General features: G+C 46.2%; 17 protein-coding genes. 11 read left to right on the top strand and 6 right to left on the bottom strand.

Features of this window, described 5'->3' with window-relative positions; genetic code table 11:
* Positions 1–84: 84 nt before the first annotated feature.
* A complete protein-coding gene (secD, locus tag E4N66_RS10770) occupies positions 85–1,830 on the top strand; it encodes a protein translocase subunit SecD (protein ID WP_253728018.1) in 1,746 nt (581 codons plus the stop codon).
* Entirely contained in the window at positions 1,827–3,062 is a 1,236-nt protein-coding gene (gene secF / locus E4N66_RS10765; protein ID WP_253728017.1) for a protein translocase subunit SecF, read from the top strand. The genes secD and secF overlap by 4 nt, the downstream gene beginning before the upstream one ends.
* Positions 3,063–3,151: 89 nt before the next feature.
* On the opposite strand, the gene E4N66_RS10760 is transcribed toward secF, so the two are convergent.
* The 6 genes from E4N66_RS10760 to glgX form a co-directional block, all read right to left on the bottom strand.
* The gene (locus tag E4N66_RS10760) at positions 3,152–3,925 is read right to left on the bottom strand and encodes a ComF family protein (protein WP_253728016.1); all 774 of its coding nucleotides are present in this window, start codon (positions 3,923–3,925) and stop codon (positions 3,152–3,154) included.
* A gap of 118 nt (positions 3,926–4,043) precedes the next feature.
* Positions 4,044–4,775: a hypothetical protein gene (locus E4N66_RS10755; protein WP_253728015.1), complete on the bottom strand. Its 732-nt coding sequence runs from the start codon at positions 4,773–4,775 to the stop codon at positions 4,044–4,046.
* Positions 4,776–4,813: 38 nt separating this feature from the next.
* Positions 4,814–6,139 (bottom strand): signal recognition particle protein, encoded by a 1,326-nt coding sequence (gene ffh / locus E4N66_RS10750; protein ID WP_253728014.1) that lies wholly within the window; start codon positions 6,137–6,139, stop codon positions 4,814–4,816.
* Positions 6,140–6,234: 95 nt separating this feature from the next.
* Positions 6,235–6,678 (bottom strand): nucleoside-diphosphate kinase, encoded by a 444-nt coding sequence (gene ndk, locus E4N66_RS10745; protein ID WP_253728013.1) that lies wholly within the window; start codon positions 6,676–6,678, stop codon positions 6,235–6,237.
* A gap of 60 nt (positions 6,679–6,738) precedes the next feature.
* Positions 6,739–9,189: a glycogen/starch/alpha-glucan phosphorylase gene (locus E4N66_RS10740; protein WP_253728012.1), complete on the bottom strand. Its 2,451-nt coding sequence runs from the start codon at positions 9,187–9,189 to the stop codon at positions 6,739–6,741.
* 10 nt (positions 9,190–9,199) lie between these two features.
* Positions 9,200–11,344 (bottom strand): glycogen debranching protein GlgX, encoded by a 2,145-nt coding sequence (gene glgX, locus E4N66_RS10735; RefSeq protein WP_253728011.1) that lies wholly within the window; start codon positions 11,342–11,344, stop codon positions 9,200–9,202.
* Positions 11,345–11,685: 341 nt separating this feature from the next.
* Between glgX and E4N66_RS10730 the strand changes: the two genes are divergently transcribed.
* The 9 genes from E4N66_RS10730 (at position 11,686) to E4N66_RS10690 (ending at position 21,205) form a co-directional block, all read left to right on the top strand.
* A complete protein-coding gene (locus tag E4N66_RS10730) occupies positions 11,686–12,984 on the top strand; it encodes a cyclic nucleotide-binding domain-containing protein (protein WP_253728010.1) in 1,299 nt (432 codons plus the stop codon).
* A 36-nt stretch (positions 12,985–13,020) separates the two neighbouring features.
* Complete coding sequence (gene hprK / locus E4N66_RS10725) at positions 13,021–14,010, top strand: HPr(Ser) kinase/phosphatase (protein WP_253728009.1); 990 nt, start codon at positions 13,021–13,023, stop codon at positions 14,008–14,010.
* A gap of 11 nt (positions 14,011–14,021) precedes the next feature.
* Positions 14,022–14,288: an HPr family phosphocarrier protein gene (locus E4N66_RS10720; protein ID WP_253673788.1), complete on the top strand. Its 267-nt coding sequence runs from the start codon at positions 14,022–14,024 to the stop codon at positions 14,286–14,288.
* Between the two features lie 9 nt (positions 14,289–14,297).
* Complete coding sequence (gene holA, locus E4N66_RS10715; RefSeq protein ID WP_253728008.1) at positions 14,298–15,302, top strand: DNA polymerase III subunit delta; 1,005 nt, start codon at positions 14,298–14,300, stop codon at positions 15,300–15,302.
* Positions 15,303–15,426: 124 nt separating this feature from the next.
* Complete coding sequence (gene lysS / locus E4N66_RS10710; RefSeq protein ID WP_253728007.1) at positions 15,427–17,028, top strand: lysine--tRNA ligase; 1,602 nt, start codon at positions 15,427–15,429, stop codon at positions 17,026–17,028.
* Between the two features lie 214 nt (positions 17,029–17,242).
* Complete coding sequence (locus E4N66_RS10705) at positions 17,243–18,325, top strand: uracil phosphoribosyltransferase (protein WP_371922467.1); 1,083 nt, start codon at positions 17,243–17,245, stop codon at positions 18,323–18,325.
* Positions 18,303–19,241, top strand: a complete 939-nt coding sequence (locus tag E4N66_RS10700) for a tetratricopeptide repeat protein (protein ID WP_253728005.1) — start codon at positions 18,303–18,305, stop codon at positions 19,239–19,241. The genes E4N66_RS10705 and E4N66_RS10700 overlap by 23 nt, the downstream gene beginning before the upstream one ends.
* The gene (locus tag E4N66_RS10695; RefSeq protein ID WP_253728004.1) at positions 19,222–20,574 is read left to right on the top strand and encodes a sodium-dependent transporter; all 1,353 of its coding nucleotides are present in this window, start codon (positions 19,222–19,224) and stop codon (positions 20,572–20,574) included. Before E4N66_RS10700 ends, E4N66_RS10695 begins: the two co-directional genes overlap by 20 nt.
* 289 nt (positions 20,575–20,863) lie before the next feature.
* A complete protein-coding gene (locus E4N66_RS10690; RefSeq protein ID WP_044013844.1) occupies positions 20,864–21,205 on the top strand; it encodes a hypothetical protein in 342 nt (113 codons plus the stop codon).
* Positions 21,206–21,255 lie beyond the last annotated feature (50 nt).

Here is a 21,255-nt window from a genome sequence, read left to right as displayed (position 1 = left end):
ATAAGAGCGTATCGGCTTATAAATCGTTCGTGCTGTGCCTAACCCCAGTATGAACGTTTATTTCCGTTAGACGAGGAGATAGACATGAGAAAGCGAACTCGATTCGTGATTGTTCTGGCTGTGTTAGGCCTTTGCTTTGCATTTTTATATCCTACCCTTAAATGGTATTTTTGGACAGGTAAAGACGATAAGGCGCTGGCTCTCGGTTCCAGAGAAAAAATTAAAGATTATGTCATAAATATGACAAAAACCGACATTGACGCATTGATTGCATCTGCAAAACAGGGGAGTTCCGAGCCGGTTCCAGCGAAATATGATCCGCTCATTAAGGCTGCAAAGAAGAACTTAAAAAGTCTCGGCAAAGAGCAGCCTTCGGTGTGGACGGCGACTGCATTGCTGGCAGCATTCCCTGAAAATTCTGAGGATAAAGCACGGGCGACAATGAGTCCCATTATGGAAGATTCATACCGGAGTAAGATACTGAACATTAAAAATGCACAGGCAAATGCGGTCAAGCTCGGTCTCGACCTTTCCGGCGGTATGAGCATCATCATCAAAGCCGATTTAAGCGCGGTAACCGGCGACAGCGGTGATAGCAGTACTTCGGCAAAAAAAGAAGCGATGAATTTAGCCATCGATACCATTTCCAACCGCATCGATAAGTTCGGTCTGACCGAGCCCGTTATTAGACAGCAGGGGGAAGATCGTATCTATGTTGAAATCCCCGGTGCAGCGGATGCCGATAAAATCAACTCAATTATTATGGGACGCGGTTTGTTGGCATTCCATATTGTAGACGATGATGCAACTCAGGCTTTTTATTCTTACTATACAGCTAATCCTACACGGACATTTGATGCCGATTATAATCTCATCGATCCTTCAATTATCCCTGCAGACACCAAGGTGCTTGGCGTATATAGCAAGGATGCATACGGTTTGGATGAGCGGCAAGGATTCCTCGTTATCAAGAAAGAAGCTGCCCTTGAAGGCAAGCACCTGCAACGGGTAAGCACGACAACCAGTCAAACCAACGAGCCGCTGGTTGTATTCGAACTCGATAAGGAAGGCGCAGAAATCTTTGCAACGGTTACCACTGTAAATAAAGATAAACGGCTGGCTATTGTGTCCGATGATAAGATAAAGTCGGCGCCGAATATCAAAGAACCGATTACCGGCGGTACGGGAACTATCAGCGGATTCAGTGCGGAGGAGGCGGAAAACCTTAAAACGATTTTACGTACCGCATGGCTTAATGTGCCGCTCGAACTGGAAAACCAGCAGGTAATAGGCGCCAGCATGGGCGAGCAAGCGATCAATCAGGGATTAATGGCGCTGCGATGGGGATTAATCGCTGTTTTGGCGTTCATGCTGATTTGGTACCGCTCTGCCGGTATTAATGCTTGTATCGCGCAGATATTGAACCTTTATATCGTATTCAGCGTGCTTTCAGCTTTCAATCTTACGCTTACGCTTCCGAGTATTGCCGGTATGATTTTAACAATCGGTATGGCGGTTGACGCAAACGTTGTTATCTTTGAAAGAATTAAAGAAGAGCTTGCTTTGCACAAAAGTAGAGAAGCTGCCATTCAAACCGGTTTTGCCCACGCTTTCTGGGCGATTATGGACTCCAATATCACTACCTTTATTGCAGCTCTGTTCTTATCAATATTGGGAACCGGACCGATCAAGGGATTTGCTTACAGCTTGACAATCGGTGTTGTTTCTTCCGTATTTACTGCCCTTTTTGTTTCACGGCTTATCTTTGATTTCGGCACGGAAACATTGCACCAGAAGAAGCTGCATATTACTTGGAGGTCGCTCGTATGAAAAAAACGATAAAATTCAGTAAGCTTTTCGGTGTTATGGTTCTCGTGAGCTCCGCTCTTATTATTTCCGGTCTTGTAGGTCTTTTTACGAAAGGCATTAACTTCGGTATTGACTTTCAGGCAGGATTTATCGAGAAAGTGCGGTTTGCGCCTTCTGCCTTTATTTTAACGTATGATGGTGAGAAAAACATACAGGTAGCACAAAATTCCCAAGGAATTGATGTTACCATTATTTCGGTGGACACTGAAAATAAAGTTCTGTCTTTTAAGTATAGTGAATACCCCACCGTTGGACAGTTTGTCGAGGCTGTGCAGCAGCAAATTGAGGGGGTAAAGGCAAAAATACTTGCAAAAGCCGATACCGCATTGCAAAGTGTGTTTATCACCTCGGAAACTTCCCGCCTTACAACGGAGCCGTTCCGCGCACATTATATTCCCGGCCAAATACAGCCGATCGATGCCGACGAAGTGCGTCATGCCCTTGCTTCCGTTCCTTCGGTTTCAGTGCAGCAAGTCGGTGAAGCGCGCGACCGTATGTTCCAAATTCGGTTACCCGATAACGGTACGTACACCAATGCAAATACCGAACTGCGGGCATTGATTAACACCGCATTGGTAGCTGCTTATGAAGCGGATAATTTTGCCGTATTAAGTACCGACTTTGTCGGATCTCGCTTCTCCGGTTCACTTGCTCTCCAAGCGGTGGTTCTGGTAATTATGGCGTTGCTCTTAATCTTTATTTACGCTCTCATACGGTTCCGCTGGACATTTGCTTTAGGCGCCGTGCTTGCGTTGGTTCACGACGTTTTGATTATGATTACCTTTATTGTGTGGACGCAGATGGAATTCAATTCCACCACCATTGCGGCAATTTTGACGATCGTCGGGTATTCAATCAACGACACGGTTGTTGTGTTTGACCGTATCCGCGAAAACATCCGGCTTAATCCGAAGCTTTCTTTGGTTGACGTTTTGGATCTTGCCCAAACCGAAGTGCTGAGCCGAACCATTATCACCACTGTTACGACAATGCTTGCGGCTGTGTCGCTCTATGTCTTTACCTCCGGTAATATGAAAGACTTTGCGCTTGCTTTATTGGTGGGTATGACAAGTGGTGTCTATTCGACAATCTACATTGCCGGTGCTTGTATTACCTTCTTTTCCGGAAAAAAACGTGCAGGTGATTTATTGCTCAATAATGCCCCAAAAGCTACTCCTGAAGTAACAGTATAGGTGTAACGGTGTAATTAAAAGATACGTCTTTAGAAGTTGAAAGCCTCTAAAAACCTTGCGTTTTTAGAGGCTTTTCTTTTAGCTCCTTTTTAGTCAAAAAAGAGGCAGAGACCGTAAACTTCTGTGCAACCTGCTGCCTTTAATGTACGTGCGCAAGCTTCGAGTGTTGCACCGGTGGTCATTACATCGTCGAGCAGAATGAGCCTATCTGGGATGGTCTTTTCCGAGAGTTCGATTTTTCCCTGTAAATTCACTGCACGGGCTGTCTTGGACAGCTTTTTTTGTGGAATGCCGTTCTGCCGCTTTAAACATCGATGTATCGTCAGTTCCGGATAAACCGATAAATCTTTTATAAGATCTTCAATTTGATCCCAGCCTTTCTCTTGCAATTTTTGAGGGCGCGGCGGTACCGGCACAAGCGGAATATTCATCAATTCCGGATATCCTGTGAGAAAACGGTGGATAAGCGGTGCAAATACCGTGGAAAAAGTGCGGATATTATTATTCTTCCACACAGGCAGCAATTTTTGCCCAAGCCCAATGTATGGGAAAAGCGTAAAAATACGATCGCAGGCTGGTTTTTGCCTTTCCGTATCATCTGTTGCCGGTCTGCAATGGGTACAATATTCATGTTCGGAAATAAGTATCTTTCCACACTGTCTACAGCGGGCTTCGATTTGTTGTGAGTGCTCCGCATCAGCGGTGATATACGGTATGAATTCGGTTTGAATGCAATGATTACAGAGCGGCAATCCTGCTTCACTTATATTTCCGCAGAGACGGCACGGTTGCGGAAACAAGAGATCGCTGTAAATTTTACGTACGATATTTTTTGCCTGATGTAAGAATCGTATACGCTTCATATAACCTCCTTATGCAAGGTCAAGATTTTATAGAGAACTGCTAAAAACATCAGTTCGTAGCAGTTCTCAGAGCCTTGATAAGAAAGTTATATAGCACGCGAAAGAAAATGGCTGGTTTTTACTGAGCTTCGGTAGAAGATTTTTCAGAATTTACGATAACGTCCGTGTTTCCCGGTTCTGTTTGTGCCGCTTGTCTTTCTTTTTCAGCTTGCGCTGCTGCAAGGGCTATTTGCAACTGCTTTTGCCGTGTTGCTTCGAGTCCTTCTGCATCATTAAAGAAGTCATATACTTTTTTTATATCGCCGTAATGAAACGGAATACTATCGATAAAGTCGTCAACTGCTAATTTTCCATCGAGGGTTTGTACCTGAAAACCATCGAGCACCAGATATTTTTTTCCGTCTTTCAGTAAAAAGCTAAACCGTACATGGTTTGCAATTTTCCCTTTGGCAATAAGTCTGCTTATCGTCTCTTCTGATAATGCATAAGCATAGAGGGTCATTTCACCAAGGTAACGCTGACCGTTTTTCCTCTGCTGGGAATCAGCTATATTGCTTATGGTGAAAAAGCGGTCGAGTATAGTCTTCATTCCGTTATTAACGGAAAAATCAAACCGGTAGGTATACAGCATCGTATCGACTTTGAAACTAATAAAATCGTCTTTTGCTTTGGGCATTACACAAGAGTCAATAGCGTATACAACGTCAAACTGATTATTTGTTGTATTAACTGTAACCCCTGCAACTGCCGGTTCCGTGTACAATGCCTTAGACGGCAATGTCGTACAGGCTGTGAGGCAGACTACACAGAGAATAGCCGGAATCAAAACTCTTTTTAATACACTGTCCATAGAGGTCTCCTTTAAAAAAATTTTATGGAAGCAGATTTTTACCCCATCAGTCCCATAAGCCGCGCTTGAAGCCCCTTGCTCTTTGCGACCTTCCGCATTGTTTGACGGGTCTTTTCAAACTGCTTTAACAGCTTGTTTACTTCGGCGACGGAGGTACCGGAACCTTTCGCAATACGCTTGCGGCGGGGCGGCCCGATGATGTGGTGATTTTCACGCTCTTTAAGCGTCATCGACTGGATAATCGCCTTTTGCCGCTTAAAGCCTGCCTTATCGATATCCTCGGCGGAAATTTGACCGGCAAGCCCCGGCATCATATCGAGCATGGATTCAATTGAGCCCATCTTTTCGACATTTTCAAGCTGGTCGAGCATATCGGAAAGGGTGAAGGTTTCCGTCGCCATCTTTTTCTGCAAGCGGGCGGCTTCTTCCGCATCGATATTTTCCTGCGCTTTTTCGACGAGCGAAACAATATCGCCCATACCGAGAATTCTGCCGGCAATACGGTCAGGGTAGAACGGCTCGAAATCTTCAATTTTTTCGCCGACACCGACATACAGGATAGGCTTGCCGGTTACGGTTTTAAGAGACAGCGCCGCACCGCCGCGAGCATCGGAGTCGAACTTGGTTAAAATAACGCCGGTCAGCCCCGCCTGTTCATCAAAGGCTTTTGCAACCTCGGCGGCATTTTGTCCCGTCATCGCATCGGCGACGAGGAGGGTTTCTACCGGATTTACTGCTTTTTTTACCGCAGCAATCTCCTGCATCATCGCTTCGTCGATTTGCAACCGTCCCGCCGTATCGACGATAACGGTATCAAAGCCGTTTTTCCGTGCATAGATAACCGCGTTTTGTGCAACCCGTACCGCATCCTTGGTGTCTTCTTTATACACCGGTACGTCGATACGCTCCCCTAAAGAGGAGAGCTGTTCCACAGCTGCGGGACGGACGAGGTCGCAGGCAACGAGCAGGGGCTTACGGCCTTCTTTCTTTAAACGGGCGGCCAGTTTCGCGGCGGATGTCGTTTTACCGGAACCCTGCAAACCAAGGAAGAGAATAACCGACTGGGTGTCGGGGCCTTTCAGTTGCAGGCTTTTCTTTTCATCGCCTAAAAACGACAGGATTTTATCGTGGACAATCTTGATAAACTGCTGACCGGGATTAACCGATTTTAATACGGTTTCTCCCTTTGCTTCTTCTATTGTTGCATTGATAAAGCGGCGCACCACGCGGAGGTTGACATCCGCTTCGAGCAGCGCAATTTTTATTTCCTCTACCGCTTCTTCAATATTCTTTTCGGTAATGGTTGCCTTGCCGCTTATCTTGCGGACAATGCCGCTAAACGTATTGGTAATTTTTTCAAGCATTTTTAATCCTTATTCATGCGGGGGTACGCTGATTGAGTGTTAAAAGGTGATCAATGTTTATCAGTTAAAGCAAACGAACTGAACCCCCGCTTTTGCTAAAACCAATCTTTATTGCCGTCTTCCCAGCTAAAAAACTCCTCCGGCTGAAAAAACAGGCCAAGCTCCCGCGCGGCGCTTTCGGCAGAGTCCGACGAATGGACAACGTTGATATTGGTATGCAAAGCATAATCGCCCCGGATGGTTCCCGGCTCCGCATTCAAAACCTTTGTTGCTCCGCAGAGTTTCCGCACAATGGCAACAGCTTCATCGCCTTCAAAAGCCATCGCAACCACGGGGTCGGAGGTGATATATTGCACCAGTTCGCCGAAGAACGGCTTATCGGCGTGTTCGGCATAATGCTTCTTTGCAAGTTCGGGACTGATACGCATCAGTTTCAAGGCAACCAGTTTGAGTCCCTTTTTTTCAAAGCGGCTTAGCACTTCTCCTGCAATCCGCCGCTGAACTACACCGGGCTTCATCATTACAAATGTTCTTTCCATAATTTATTTTCTCCCATTTTTGGCGATGTCTTAAAAGTGTTTTCTTTTTCGACATTCCCCTTAATTGACACTCACTTTTTCCAGCTTCCAGATATCCCGCACATAGTCTTCGATGGTACGGTCTGAACTGAACTTACCCGATCGGGCGATGTTCAGAAGACACATCCTAGCCCATTTCATCTGGTCGCGGTAACATCCGACAATCCGCTCCTGCGCTGCTGCATAAGCGTCGAAGTCCGCCAGTACGTAATAGACGTCCGGCCGCTGGCCTTCCACGCCGTATACCAGCGAATCATACAATTCTCTAAAACTGTTGTCAAAGGGCGGCGTATACGTCCCGTCGATAAGCTGGGTCAATGCCCTCGCCAATGCAGGATTACGGTTAAGGTATTCTTGCGGATTATAGCTGTGCTCGTGCTCAATCGTGTGAATCTCATCGGCGGTGATGCCGAAAATAACGGCGTTTTCAGCGCCTACTTCTTCCACAATTTCGATGTTGGCGCCGTCCAGTGTTCCGAGCGTGATTGCGCCGTTCAGCATAAACTTCATATTACCGGTTCCCGACGCTTCCTTACCCGCGGTAGAAATCTGTTCGGAAATATCCGAAGCGGGGAAAATCTTTTCGGCAGTCGAGACGCAATAGTTTGCCGCAAATACCACCTTTAATTTTCCCCGTACACGGTGATCGTTGTTGATGCGGTCAGCGACGGTATTAATCAGCTTAATGATGAGCTTTGCCCGCCGATAGCCCGACGCCGCTTTTGCGCCGAAGATAAAGGTATGCGGAATAGGATCATACGTCGGGTCTTCGATAATTCTGTTATAGAGCGTCATCACATGCAGGATGTTTAAAAGCTGGCGTTTGTATTCGTGGAGCCGTTTTATCTGTACGTCAAAAATCGAGTTGGGATCGATCACAACTCCCTGCGTCCGCTTGAGGAATTCCGCAAGCCGCTCTTTATTGTGTTTTTTTATCGTGATTAATTCTTGTAATGCTTCCTGATTATCCGCCAGTTTTTCAAGCTGCCGCAGCTGCGTAAGGTCTTTAATCCAACCGTCGCCGATATGCTTTGTAATAAAGGCCGAAAGCGCGGGGTTTGCAGTTAAAAGCCAGCGGCGCTGTGTAACGCCGTTTGTCTTGTTGTTAAACTTTTGCGGATACAGATTATACCAATCGGCAAGCTCTTTGGTTTTAAGAATTTCGGTGTGCAGCGCCGCGACACCGTTGACCGAAAACGAACCGGCAATCGCGAGCCATGCCATACGGATTTTCCCTTCGCCGATAATGGACATCTTGTTGTGTTTTTTCCAATCGTTCGGATATTTTTCCCGCAGCTCTAGTAGGAAGCGGCGGTTTATCTCTTCTACAATTTGATACACGCGCGGCAGCAACCCTTGGAATATCTCTATCGGCCATTTTTCCAACGCTTCCGCTAAAATCGTATGGTTTGTGTATGCAAATGTTTGAGTAACAATCGTCCATGCCGCATCCCAGCCGAGGTGGTGTTCGTCCATCAAAAGGCGCATCAGTTCGGGGATTGCTACGACGGGGTGCGTGTCGTTCAGCTGGATAACATTATAGCGCGGGAAGTCGGCGAAATTCGTACCGTGTTTATGGATAAACGAACGCACTAAATCCTGTAAACTTGCGGAGGTGAAAAAGTATTGCTGCTTTAAACGGAGCGCCTTTCCCGACGGGCCGGTATCGTTCGGGTATAGTACACGCGAAATATTTTCTGCAGAATTCTGCTTTGCAACCGCAGCGGTGTATTCCATGTTGTTAAAGAGCTGGAGGTCGAAGCCGTCGGGAGAGGAAGCTTCCCAGAGGCGCAGGCGGTTGACGGTTTTGGTACCGTAGCCGATGATCGCCATATCATAAGGGGTCGCGATAACCTCCTCGGCATTTTCTAAGCGGTAGAGTAGGGTGCCGTCTGCTTGCTGGGTGCATATCGGGGTGCCGCCGAAGTGTACCGTTACCGCCAAATCGTCTCGGCGTACTTCCCACGGATCACGGTAACGCCGCCAATTGTCGGGATATTCCACCTGATAGCCGTTTTCTATCCGCTGTTCAAACATACCATACTGATAGCGGATACCGTAGCCGTGTCCGGGATAGTCGAGTGTTGCAAGCGAATCCAAGAAACAGGCGGCGAGCCTACCGAGACCTCCGTTTCCAAGCCCTGCATCGGGTTCTTCATCCTCGATGTCCCGATACGAGGCGGAAAGTTCTGTTAAAAGTTCTTCCATCACAGCGCGCATACCGGTATTGTTCAGGTTATTGGAAAGCGCCCGCCCCATCAAAAATTCGGCGGAGAAATAATACATCTGCCGTACATCGGGCTGCTCCTGCGCGGTTCTGGTTGCGGATATGTTGGGCTGAATGCTATCCATAACGCTGCTTGCCGCGGCATCATAGAGCTCACGTATTGTTGCCTCGGATATGTCCTTGCTGAAATTCCGTTTCAGCTTGCCTAAAATGCTTGCCCGTAAGGTTTCTTTTAACTGAGACATAAATTCCCCCTTATTTCAGAATTAACACGACGGCAGTCGCCGCCAATGCGACATATTTTTGCTGGTTTTCCAAAAGCGGCGCCTGTTCGGGATCGGTAAAATCTTCCCCTGCCGGATAGGACGTATCTATCAGCCGGTACCAATGCTTTCCTTCCGGCGGTGGGCAGATTGTTGCAGTAACGTCTAAAGTGCCGCCGTTCAATATGATGTAAAAGCTGTTATCATCGCGTTCGGCTCTTGTTTCCGCCGTGGAACCGTCAAGAAAATATGCTAAAAAAGACGAAGGCTGGTTCCAATCGGGAGCGCTGCCTTGCGCGTTGTACCAGCTGATATCCGGTTTACGCCGGTCGCCCGATTGTGCTCCCGTTAAAAATTCCGACCGCAAAAATACCGGATGCTGTTTACGCAGGCGGATCAATTTTTTTACAAATGCCAATATATCGGCATTGCTCCGGGTGAGCGACCAGTCGAACCAGCTTATCTCGTTATCTTGGCAGTAGGGGTTGTTGTTCCCCCCTTGAGTCCTCAATACCTCATCTCCGGCGGTCAACATCGGAGTTCCCAGCGATAAAATAAGCGTTAGCAGGATGTTCTTTGCCTTTTGCTTCCGTATAGTTTCGATATGACTATTCTCGGTTTTTCCTTCAAAGCCGTTGTTATAGCTGCAATTGGAATCGCTGCCGTCCCGATTGTCTTCGCCGTTCTCTTCATTGTGTTTTCTATCGTAGCTTAATAAATCGTAAAGGGTAAAGCCGTCATGGCTGGTAACAAAGTTGATGGAATGGAAGGGCTTGCGTCCGTTGACAAGGTAGAGGTCGGCAGAACCGGTTACCCGTGTTGCAAGTTCTTTTGCATGAGGTAAATCACCGCGCCAAAAGAGCCGCACATCATCACGGAAACGGTCATTCCATTCAGCCCACCTGCCGCCGGGGAAATTTCCAACCTGATAGGCGCCGCCTGCATCCCATGCCTCTGCGATAATCTTTGTCTTTCTTAATATGGGATCTTCGGCAATATGCTCGATGGTCGGCGGATTATCCATAAGTTTTCCTTTTTGATCTCTGCCTAAAATGGAGCCGAGGTCGAATCGGAAGCCGTCGACGTGCATTTCGATAACCCAGTACCGCAGACAGTCTAAGATAAAGGTCTGCACAATCGGGTGATTACAGTTGAAGGTGTTGCCGCAGCCTGAGTAGTTGCGGTAATAACGTGCATTATCTTCCAGTATATAATAGATGGTATTGTCCAAGCCGCGGAACGAAAGGGTCGGGCCGAATTCGCTCCCCTCCGCCGTATGATTAAATACGATGTCGAGGATGACTTCGATGCCGTTTTTATGCAGTTCGCGTACCATCCGTTTAAACTCGAATACCGCCCCTATACCTTCACGGTCGGAAGCATAAGACGATTTAGGCGCAAAGAAGGCGATGGTACTGTATCCCCAATAATTTTTTAACACGGTGCCTGTCCGCGGGTTTATTCTGGTGAGTTCATGCTCGTTAAATTCCTGAATGGGCAGCAATTCAATACTGGTAATACCGAGTTCTTTCAAATAAGGGATGGTATCGATAATACCCTGATAGGTTCCCTTGTGCTGCTGCGGTGCGTTGGGATGGCACGAAAGCCCTTTTACATGCGCTTCGTAGATGATACAGTCTTTCAGCGGATAATTGAGCGGATGGTCGCCCTGCCAGTCAAAATCATCGTGAGCTACCGCGATGCATTTAGGAAAATGAGCAGCTGACTGTTCGGTTAAGAAAGCCAAGTCTCCATCTATATGAGGAGGCGGTGTTTGCGTGGAAAAATTTCCGTTAAAGGATTCCGTGTTGGCAAGCCCCCGCGAGTATGGGTCGAGCAGATAGTTATCGGCGTTAAAGCGCATTCCTTCATAAGGAGCAAAGGGACCGTCAACGCGGTAAAGATATAAGGCATTTTTCGGCAGTCCTTTTACAAAAACGTGCCAAATGTCGCCTGTTTTATTCGTCTGAGGGTCAAAAGTGTATGAACAACAAGGCGCGGAATCTTCAGGTTTTGCGAAGATATCCAACGTGACCGAAAAGGCATTACGGGAAAAGATACTGAAATTCACACCGTCGCTATAGACGGCAGCGCCGGCAGGAAGCGGACTACCCGGCAAAAATGATAGGTTTTCCATGAACGAAACGAAATGTAGCACGAAAAATAAAATTATGCTATACTCTCTTCAAGCTGGGACAAACACATCAGACTCCTTTTTGAATCTCCCCGCAAAATCAGGAGACTGTTCAAGCAGAGTTGAATCTCTTCGCGATTCAAATGCTTGCCCAATCTCCTGATTTTGCGATTCATATTTATTTGTCTGATGTGTTTGCTCCGCTTATCAAATAAAATGTGCAAAATTTTTAGCAAAATTTTGCATGAAAGGCAGCGCTTAAACTATTTCTGATGCGTTTGCCCGTCTTTCTACAAAAGTTGTGCGAAATTTTAGCTAAAATTTCGCATAAAAAGGTAAAAGTTATGAAGAAGATTCCGATTGTCAGTACCGTTGTAAGTACTGTAGAGGCGATGCAGCAGGCATGTAAGCAGTCAAACTTTAGTATTATCTCGCAACAATTACAGAGTTATACCGAAGCGCTTGCTGCTTTTCGATATGAGATGCCGGAAATCAAGATTATCGATTTCGGCGACCCGTCTGTTCATGCAGAGAAATGCCTTAAAATCGTAAAAGATGATCCGTGGCTGCTGTTCGGAGGCGTTATTGCAATTACCGATTCGCAGGAGCAAAAAGCAACACTGACACAGCGGAAAGAGCCTAACTTTTTATTCGTTTTAACGCGCAAGGAATTTGAACAGTATGTTGCGCAAATTATTAAAATTTTAAATCATCACGAACACTTTTTAGTTAACCGCGGTATGAGTCATCCGGCGAACGATCTTGAACACGGCAGTTTTACCAGCGATACAGACCCGTTTGAAGTTATGTTCTATGCGAATCTTATTTCCACTTATCTTTATAATACCGACCGCGTTAACGAGGCTGAACGGAGTGCATTTCAGGGTGCGATGATGGAGCTGCTCTTGAACGCTGTAGAACACGGGAATTGCAATATCAGTTATGATGAAAAAACCGAATGGCTCAAACAGGGAAAGGATGTACTTGAGTTGATTAAAATCAAGCGGATGGATCCTGTTGTCGGAACGAAAAAAGTGCTCATTACGTATGATATTTCTCCTGAACGCACACGGATTACCATCAAAGACGATGGACCGGGATTTGATTGGCGTTCTGCGCTTGATGCTCCTTTTGAGGCAGGTTTGCACGGGATGGGTATTAAGATGAGTCAGAGTTTTGTAAAAGAGCTGTATTATAATGATGCGGGAAACGAGGTCTCATTCGAGGTACCGAACCAGAAAAACAGTGCAAATCTCACACCGGCGATTTTGCGGGATCAGGAAACCTTTCATTTTAATCACTTGCAAGTAGTATGCCGTCAAAACGATGAATCGAATAATCTCTTTTATATCCGATCCGGCCGCTATGCGGTTTATGTCAATAATACGCTGTTAACGGTGCTGACGCCGGCAGATATCTTTATCGGAGAGATGGCATTTCTTACTAATGATACGCGGTCGGCAACGATTGTCTCAATCGGAAAGGGAACGTTGGTGAAAGTGCCTAAGATGAAATTTATGAAGCTGATAGAATCTTACCCCCATTACGGTATCTTTTTGTCGCGCCTTCTTGCCGACCGCCTTGCGCGTCAATCACGCGAAAGCGCATCGCTCAAAGCCGAACTCAAAGCCTTGAAAGATTGAGGTTAGGGTAATCGGCGCGTTTACAAAGGCTTATACATGCTTTCTAAGAGTTTAACGGTACTTGAATTACTCGATCTCGACTTAACGGAGCACGATGCTCTTCACCTGCATTGCGTGTGCGGACAAAACGGGTTGACGCGCAGTATTACCGTTGCGGATTTAAACCGTCCCGGCCTTGCGCTTTCGGGTTTCTTTGATTCTTTTGCTTATCAGCGTGTTCAGTTGTTCGGTAGGGGGGAGTGCGCCTATTTACAAACACTTATCGAAAGCAATACCGTAGAAAATATAAAAAAAATGATGACCTACGATATTCCCTGCTGTATCTTTTCTCACAATATTCCGCCTCCTCCCGTGTTCTTAGAGCTGGCACAGGAAACGGGATGTCCCGTGCTGCAAACGGATCTTTCCTCCAGTGCGCTTTCCGTGCGGCTGATGCGTGTTCTTTCCAATGTATTCGCTCCGACTGTAGCGATACATGGCGTTCTGGTAGAAGTGTATGGCCTCGGTATCCTCATTTTAGGTGATTCGGGGGTGGGTAAAAGCGAAACGGCACTTGAGCTTATAGAGCGGGGGCACCGCTTGGTGGTTGACGATGTTGTCGAGATCACCTGTATCAACGGAAACAGTTTGATCGGGCGGGGCGCTCATAAGACAATCGGGCATCACATGGAAATACGCGGACTCGGCATTATCAATATCATGCAGCTTTACGGCGTCCGCTCCGTGCGGGAACAAAAGCAGATACAGCTGGTGGCTAAGTTGGAAGAATGGGATTCACATAAAGTATATGACCGCATCGGTACTGAGGAACTTACCACCGAGATATTGGATGTAAAGCTGCCTCTCTTGGAAATACCGGTAAAATCAGGACGGAATATTCCGATTATTTTAGAAACAGCCGCAATGAACGAGCGGCTTAAAAGTATGGGCGTTTATTCTGCGAAAGAATTTAATCAAAATATTCTGCGCTGGATGGAAAGTGATACAAGCCGGGTACCGTATTATTCGGCGGATGATACCTATTAAGGAAAATATCTATGGTAACAAAGAAGATTGTTGTGCAAAATCGCGCCGGCATCCATGCGCGTCCCTCATCGTTGATTGTACAAACGGCAAATAAGTTCCAGTCGAATATTATGTTTGAAAAAGAAAATATTACCGTCAATGCAAAATCCATTATGGGTGTAATGACAATGGCAGCGGGGTATAAAACCGAACTGACCGTTTCTGCCGACGGCGCCGACGAAGTCGAAGCAGTTGCCGCGCTTGAACAGCTTTTTGCCGCGAAATTTGAAGAGGAATAACGCGAAAAGATGAGTGTTCCTTTATGGCTTTTTACCGGCCCCGAATTGGGGGAACGGAACGATGCGCTTGAAGCGCTCCGGAAAAGTGCGGAAAAAAAATACGGGCAGCTCGACAATCATCTCTTTTATGCAGCGGATACTTCAATAGCGGTTGTGTTGGATGCCGTTCAAAACGGTTCTTTGTTCGCGGAAGCTCGGTTTGCCGTTGTCAGAAACGCGGAAGCAATCAAGAAAAAGGAAGATATACAGGCGCTTACACAGTGGGCTGAACAGACACCCAATGAAGACGGGGCGTTTTTAGTGTTGATCTCCGATGAAATCGGTATCGATAAAAAAATTGAGGGGCTGGTACCTAAAGATCATAAAAAAATATTCTGGGAACTGTTTGAAAATAAAAAACAGGATTGGATCCGCCGTTTTTTTGCGCAGTCGAAAATCGGTATTGAACAGGATGCGATCGAGGTTCTGCTGGAACTGGTAGAAAATAACACCGAAGCGTTAAAAACGACTTGTGCACATATCAGTCTCTTTTTTGAACCGGGAACAACGCTGACGGCGGAGACTGTTGAACGTCTGCTTGCTCATAACAAAGAAGAAACGCCGTTTACGCTTTTCGATGCGCTGAGTAATGCCAATCTGGAATATGCGCTGAATATCCGTCAAAAGCTGACCCTTTCCAAAGAATCTTCGCCGGTACAGCTGATTGCAGGACTTACTTACTGCTTTCGGCGGCTGCGTGACTGGCACAATCTTGCGCAAACCGGCGGGCTTGACGATTTCAGCTTAAAAAAAGCAGGCTTTACCTCGAAAAAAGCAATCGACCAATATCGCCGGGCGAGTAAACAGTGGAGTGAGCAAACCGTGTACCGTATTATATCGCTCTTAAATAAAACCGATATGCACATCCGCACGATGGGGCAAGAACTGTCGGGAGTGTTGCTCGACGCCTGCCTTTACAGCATTATTTATAATCAAGGGCGTGAATTGGCGGCGTACAGCAACGCTGCACGGTAGTGTATTTTCAATTGACACAATCGACCGCGCAGTATACAATTCCGCAATATTTTTCAAACAATCAGCAAAACAGAACCTTTCGAGCCTCATCAGCAGGGCTGTTTGAGTTCAACACAGGAATGATATGAGTAAAGAACAAAACAATCAGAAATTAGTACATTGGGCGGATCAAACCGCGGAGAAGATTATACGCGAGCGCGGCGATTTGGAATCTTATACCTGCGCTTCGGGAATTACGCCGTCGGGAACCGTTCACATCGGCAACTTCCGAGAAATTATCTCGGTTGATTTAGTTGTACGCGCGTTACGCGATCGCGGTAAAAAGGTACGTTTTATTTATTCATGGGACGATTACGATGTGTTCCGCAAAGTACCTGAAAATATGCCCGGAAAAGAAACGCTGCAAAACTATCTGCGGTATCCCATCACAATGGTACCCGACACAACCGGCCGCGACACGTCTTACGCGCGTCATCACGAAGTGGATGTGGAGCAGGTGTTGCCGAAAGTCGGTATTCATCCGGAATTTTTATATCAGGCTGAACGGTACCGCAGCGGCATGTATGCCGAGGGGATGAAAAAAGCGCTGCAAAACCGTGACAAAATAAAGGACTGTTTGAACCGCTACCGCGACGATGAGCATAAAATTCCTGCAACGGAAGAATATTGGCCTGTCGCGGCTTTTTGCTGCAACTGCAGTAAAGACACTACCGAGATTGTTTCGTATGACGGCGAATATGGATTGGAATACCGCTGCACAAGCTGCGGGCATCAAGAAAAAGCCGACTTACGCACCTCAAAGGAATTAAAACTTGGATGGAGAGTTGACTGGCCGATGCGCTGGCAGTTTGAAAAAACGGTTTTTGAACCTGCCGGGAAAGACCATCACAGCCAAGGCGGTTCTTTCGACACGGCGCGGCTTGTCGCGGATGAAGTATATGATTGGCCTGCTCCGGTCAGCTTCCGCTACGATTTTATCGGCATTAAAGGCTTGCCGGGTAAAATGTCCTCGTCAAAGGGAAAGGTCATCAGTCTCTCCGATGTCTTGAACGTATATCAGCCCGAAATTGCACGGTACTTGTTTGCCGGAACGCGGCCGAACACGGAGTTTTCCATCAGCTTCGACTTGGACGTTATCAAAACCTATGAGGATTACGATAAAACCGAGCGTATCGCATGGGGTGTCGATAAGGCTAAAAACGATGAGGTGTATGCGAAGGAACGCCGCATCTATGAACTTTCGCAGGTTGAAGGGATGCCGTCCTGTATATCGTATCAAATTCCGTTCAGACACCTCTGTAACCTTTTACAAATCAATGCCGGAGACATCGCGGCGGTCATGAAGCTTTTGCCGGATATGAAGGAAGAACAGCGGGAGCGTTTTGAAGCACGGGCGAAGTGCGCATGGTATTGGATTACCGAATGTGCGCCGGAGGATTTCCGGTTTGCACTGCGTACCGACGGCGGCAAGGCGGAACTTTCCGCAGCCGAAACTGCTGCACTCTGCAAAATCCGCGATGAGCTGTTACCCCAGATGGACGCGCTTGATGAAAAGGCTTTTTCAACTGCGTTGTATGATGTAGCTCATGCGTGCGAAATCGAACCGAAAGTGCTGTTTACCGCCGTCTATCAGGCGTTGATTGGGAAAGACCAGGGACCGCGCCTTGCCGGTTTTATGAAGATAATCGGAAAGGAACGGCTTGCACAATTGCTTTCATTCTATTAGAATACTGCGCAAATGGCAAAACATGGTTGCGCTTCGGCATTGAATGTAAATTCTGTACTCGAAAAAATGGGGAAGGTATTCCGCTGTTGTTGCCTTTCCCTTTGCAGCCATTGTTTCATTTTAATGAATCTTTTTAAACGCTCTTTTTTAAGGGCGTTTTTTTTTGTGAACACGGATGTCTTAAAAGGCTGTCCGCGTTTATGTATTTAATTTAATAGAGGAGTTTGATATGAAACAAGTTATTATGGAAGCGGAATCGCTACAAGGGTATTTAACATCGAAGGATAATGCATACCTTAAAAAATTGGATGAACTATATAATCAGACAATGCAGCAATTTACGTTGCTTGATGCTGCCGCAGATAAAAAAGAAAAAGATGCAGCTGAAACTGAGATTATCGCACTCTATGATAAGATGGGAAAGATTTTGCAGGAAATCTGCAAAGAAGTACCTCAGCTCAAGGTCTATTCATTCAATACCGATTTTGCAAGCCATGCGGAAGCTTCCCGCGTTATGGCAAAACTGCGCAGCAGCGAAACCGGTCATAACGAATTCGTCTATTATACTCAGCGTGCCTATGAAATGCTGTTCAAACTTGCGTATAGCGGAAGTCACGAAGACAGCAAAAACTACCTTATTTCCAAAACGCCGGTTACCGTTCCCGTACAGAACTACGCCGTGCATAAGATCAGCGACATCGATCATAAAATAGAAAATACCGTCATGTGTGTGATGTTGCGCGGTGCGCTCCTTCCGTCGATGATTATGTCCAAGGAGATTGAAGAGTATTCTTCACACGGCTATGTAACCCCGTTCGCACTGTTTAAGATCAAACGGGATGATACAAAAAAAGTCGATGATATGCAGTACGTCCTCAATTTGGATATGTCGTATTTCAATTTAGAAGACTTGAACGGGAAAGACCTGATCTTTGCAGATCCGATGAATGCAACCGGCGGCAGTTTGATTACCGTTGTCAAATACCTTGAACGGCAAGGAGTGAAACCGAAATCGATCAGCTGTTTCCATGTTATCTCATCGCTCAAAGGCGCTTTGTGTGCCGCCCGCGCCTTAAAGAACTGTACGGTATACACGTTGTGGATGGATCCCGCATTGAACTCCGCTGCCTATATCCTTCCCGGGCTGGGAGATGCGGGCGATAGAATCAATGGAGTTGATGAAGCGGAACATCCGCGGAATATGATTCAGCTTATTGCGGATTACGGTGCGACTATCGCGGGGCTTTACCGGCATCAGTTGAGAGCGATTGAGAATGTGGTGCTTCAAAATAAATAAGCGTATCGATGAGACAGCGGTTCAATCGACAGCAGTAGCGGCGGTTCAACAGATTCCAGCTGTTAATTCTGCCGAGGGGGGGGGCAATATTGCCGATCGGGTACCGAAAAACGGCATACTGTTTTTACTGGTTTTTTTTATAACCGCTGCCGGTTTGTTTGCAAAGGGTAATGTCGATTCCGAAACGGCGAAAGCCTATTTTGAGATTGCCCAAGCCTATACCGAAGTATCCAAGTATGACAAAGCGGCGGAGTTTTATCTAAAGGCGGCAAAGGATCCTGCGCATAAAAATGCGGCGGAGTATAATTTGGCACGGGTGTACGGGCTGCAGGGTGATTGGGGAAAGGCGAAGAACATCCTTGAACGGCAATATAAAGATGCGCCCGGCAATGTGTTGATTGCAAAAGCGTATGCCTACAGCCTTGCGGCAACCGGCGATGAAGCGCGCGCCTGTGAAATGTACAAAAAACTGTACGATGATGATTCGGAAAACCCCGAAGCAGCACTCAATTATGTTCGTATACTGATTCTTTCCAAACGGTATAACCAAGCGCTTTCTTTTATTGAAGAGATGAAAACCCGTTTTACCGAAAACAGCGAAAACAAAGCTTTCGCCGAACTTGAAGAAAAAATCAAGAAAGCGCAGGAAGAGCCGGACAAACAGAAAAAACAGGAAAAAGAAACTCAGGATGAAAACGCTCAAACACAGGGCGATAACGGTGAGACGCCGGATACGAACGATACGGCTGTCGGTACCCAAAACCCGACGGAAAGCTCCTCATCCAATTCTAAGACCGAACAGGAGACTTCGAAAACGGCTGACGAGGCCACCGGTACAGTAAAAGATAAGGTTTCGCAAACGAAGCCGCCGACTAATTCTGAAAAGGCGAAGGTAGATGATGGAAAGAAAAAATAATCGGTTTGTCAGCAACATAGGGTTTATTCTTGCCTGCGTCGGTTCGGCTGTCGGTATGGCAAATGTGTGGGGTTTTCCCTACAAGCTTGGGAGCAACGGCGGTGGCGCCTTTTTGCTCATTTATATCTTATTTGTTATCCTTTTCGGATATGTCGGACTTTCTGCAGAATACGCAATCGGCCGCCGCAGCGGTACGGGGACGCTCGGTTCCTATGCCTATGCATGGAAGCACGGCCGCAAAGACCTTGAGGGTATCGGTAAGATACTCGGCTGGCTGCCCTTGGCGGGTTCAATTACAATCGCTATCGGATATGCCGTTATCATCGCGTATGTACTCAAGGCTTTTACGCAGTCCGTACTGGGCAGTATTATGACGGTAGAACCCGGACAGTGGTTTGAATCCTTTGCCTTTCAGCAGTTTAGCGTTGTACCCTATCACGCGGTTATTATTATTGTAACGCTGCTCACCATTGTGCTCGGCGCACATACGATAGAAAAAACAAATAAAATAATGATGCCGCTTTTTTTCATATTATTCGCGGTATTGGCTGTTCGTATGGCTTTTTTGCCCGGCGCTTTTGCAGGATATACGTTTTTATTTACCCCCGATTGGAGCCATTTAAAAAATCCATCCGTGTGGATAACCGCGATGGGGCAGGCCTTTTTCTCGCTATCCATTACCGGATCGGGGATGATTGTATACGGCGCTTATTTAAGTAAAGATCATGACTGCGTAGCGGGAGCAAAAAATACCGCACTGTTCGACACCATCGCAGCGGTTGTTGCCGCCCTTGTGATGATCCCCGCGTGCTTTGCTTATCGGATGGATCCCGCAGGCGGTCCCGGTTTGCTGTTCGTTGTCCTCCCTTCCATTCTTCAAAAAATGCCCGGCGGCAGAATATTCGGTATCATCCTCTACCTTGTCGTTGTGTTCGGAGGAATTTCATCCTTGCAGAATATGCTTGAAGTGGTTGCCGAATCGCTGATGCACACGTTTAAAGGCTTAAAACGTACCGCAGTAATTATCGTACTTGGCGTAATCACCTTCGGCATCGGTGTATTTATGGAACCCATTGCAGAAACTAAGGGCGCAATTCTCGGCGGCTGGGGCGCATGGATGGATTTGGTCTCCACATATATTATCCCGATCGGTGCAGTGCTCGGCGCTGTTTCGTGGTTCTGGGTGATGAAAAAAGATGAGCTATTGGACGAAATCAACACCGGAGCAAAGAAACGCTACGGCAACGGCTGGTACTACCTCGGTAAATACGTGTACACGCTTTTCGCACTGTTTTTGTGCGTTGTCGCATTGGCGCGCGGCGAGGGATTTTAGAACATAGGCCTAATCCGGCTGTTGATGATGTGTTCCGACGAATGCTATGATAGAAAGATGAGGCTGTTTGGAGAGGTGTCAGTTTAGATTGGAGGTGTGTAGTTTCTATGATATTATGGAAAAGGGCTAAAGGGTGTTATGGCGACAGGCTACCGGACTGCTTTTTAGGAAGAAAGAATGAAAAAGTTTTTTGTCATAATTTATTTGTAAGAATTTTTAATATATTTTTTGTCTTATTTGGATTTTGGACTTTATATTTAAACCTATGTGATAAAGATATGGAGCTTGAATGGATAAAAAGAATAGTGTTTTTAAAATTCTGAAAAAAGATTTGACATTATTTTTTATATGTCTTTTTTTGGGGCTTATTAGTATTTTTGTTTCAATTGCTCATCGGCTCCAAATAGATTCAATTTCATATACTGATCAGAAATGGATTGGAATCGTTTTTTCTGTTTTTTTGATTTATATATTATCTATATTAATATTTCTTCTTGTAGGCATTATTTTTCGAGCGAAAGATAAAGAATACAAAATATTTTTAGTAGATATAGTGTTATTAGCTTTTTTATGCTTGATATTCATTTTAATTATCTATATTGATTATCCTACATTAGTTTATATGACTTAAAATTTGAGAAAGATAGAGAAATTTTACAATGAAAATATGCCTAACACCCA

Origin of the sequence: Treponema sp. OMZ 857 (genome assembly GCF_024181085.1) — a bacterium.
Classification (GTDB): domain Bacteria; phylum Spirochaetota; class Spirochaetia; order Treponematales; family Treponemataceae; genus Treponema.
The sequence above is the reverse complement of the archived record's forward strand: the minus strand, read 5'-3'. Positions and strand labels throughout refer to the sequence as shown.

What these genes read in the sequence shown, in the direction of transcription:
- E4N66_RS10720 (WP_253673788.1), top strand. Translation starts at nt 14,022, where the DNA reads ATGGTAACAAAGAAGATTGTTGTGCAAAATCGCGCCGGCATCCATGCG.
- ffh (WP_253728014.1), bottom strand. Translation starts at nt 6,139, where the DNA reads ATGCTTGAAAAAATTACCAATACGTTTAGCGGCATTGTCCGCAAGATA.
- lysS (WP_253728007.1), top strand. Translation starts at nt 15,427, where the DNA reads ATGAGTAAAGAACAAAACAATCAGAAATTAGTACATTGGGCGGATCAA.
- E4N66_RS10700 (WP_253728005.1), top strand. Translation starts at nt 18,303, where the DNA reads ATGTGGTGCTTCAAAATAAATAAGCGTATCGATGAGACAGCGGTTCAA.
- glgX (WP_253728011.1), bottom strand. Translation starts at nt 11,344, where the DNA reads ATGGAAAACCTATCATTTTTGCCGGGTAGTCCGCTTCCTGCCGGCGCT.
- E4N66_RS10730 (WP_253728010.1), top strand. Translation starts at nt 11,686, where the DNA reads ATGAAGAAGATTCCGATTGTCAGTACCGTTGTAAGTACTGTAGAGGCG.
- E4N66_RS10760 (WP_253728016.1), bottom strand. Translation starts at nt 3,925, where the DNA reads ATGAAGCGTATACGATTCTTACATCAGGCAAAAAATATCGTACGTAAA.
- hprK (WP_253728009.1), top strand. Translation starts at nt 13,021, where the DNA reads ATGCTTTCTAAGAGTTTAACGGTACTTGAATTACTCGATCTCGACTTA.
- ndk (WP_253728013.1), bottom strand. Translation starts at nt 6,678, where the DNA reads ATGGAAAGAACATTTGTAATGATGAAGCCCGGTGTAGTTCAGCGGCGG.
- secD (WP_253728018.1), top strand. Translation starts at nt 85, where the DNA reads ATGAGAAAGCGAACTCGATTCGTGATTGTTCTGGCTGTGTTAGGCCTT.
- secF (WP_253728017.1), top strand. Translation starts at nt 1,827, where the DNA reads ATGAAAAAAACGATAAAATTCAGTAAGCTTTTCGGTGTTATGGTTCTC.
- E4N66_RS10755 (WP_253728015.1), bottom strand. Translation starts at nt 4,775, where the DNA reads ATGGACAGTGTATTAAAAAGAGTTTTGATTCCGGCTATTCTCTGTGTA.
- E4N66_RS10695 (WP_253728004.1), top strand. Translation starts at nt 19,222, where the DNA reads ATGATGGAAAGAAAAAATAATCGGTTTGTCAGCAACATAGGGTTTATT.
- E4N66_RS10740 (WP_253728012.1), bottom strand. Translation starts at nt 9,189, where the DNA reads ATGTCTCAGTTAAAAGAAACCTTACGGGCAAGCATTTTAGGCAAGCTG.
- holA (WP_253728008.1), top strand. Translation starts at nt 14,298, where the DNA reads ATGAGTGTTCCTTTATGGCTTTTTACCGGCCCCGAATTGGGGGAACGG.
- E4N66_RS10690 (WP_044013844.1), top strand. Translation starts at nt 20,864, where the DNA reads ATGGATAAAAAGAATAGTGTTTTTAAAATTCTGAAAAAAGATTTGACA.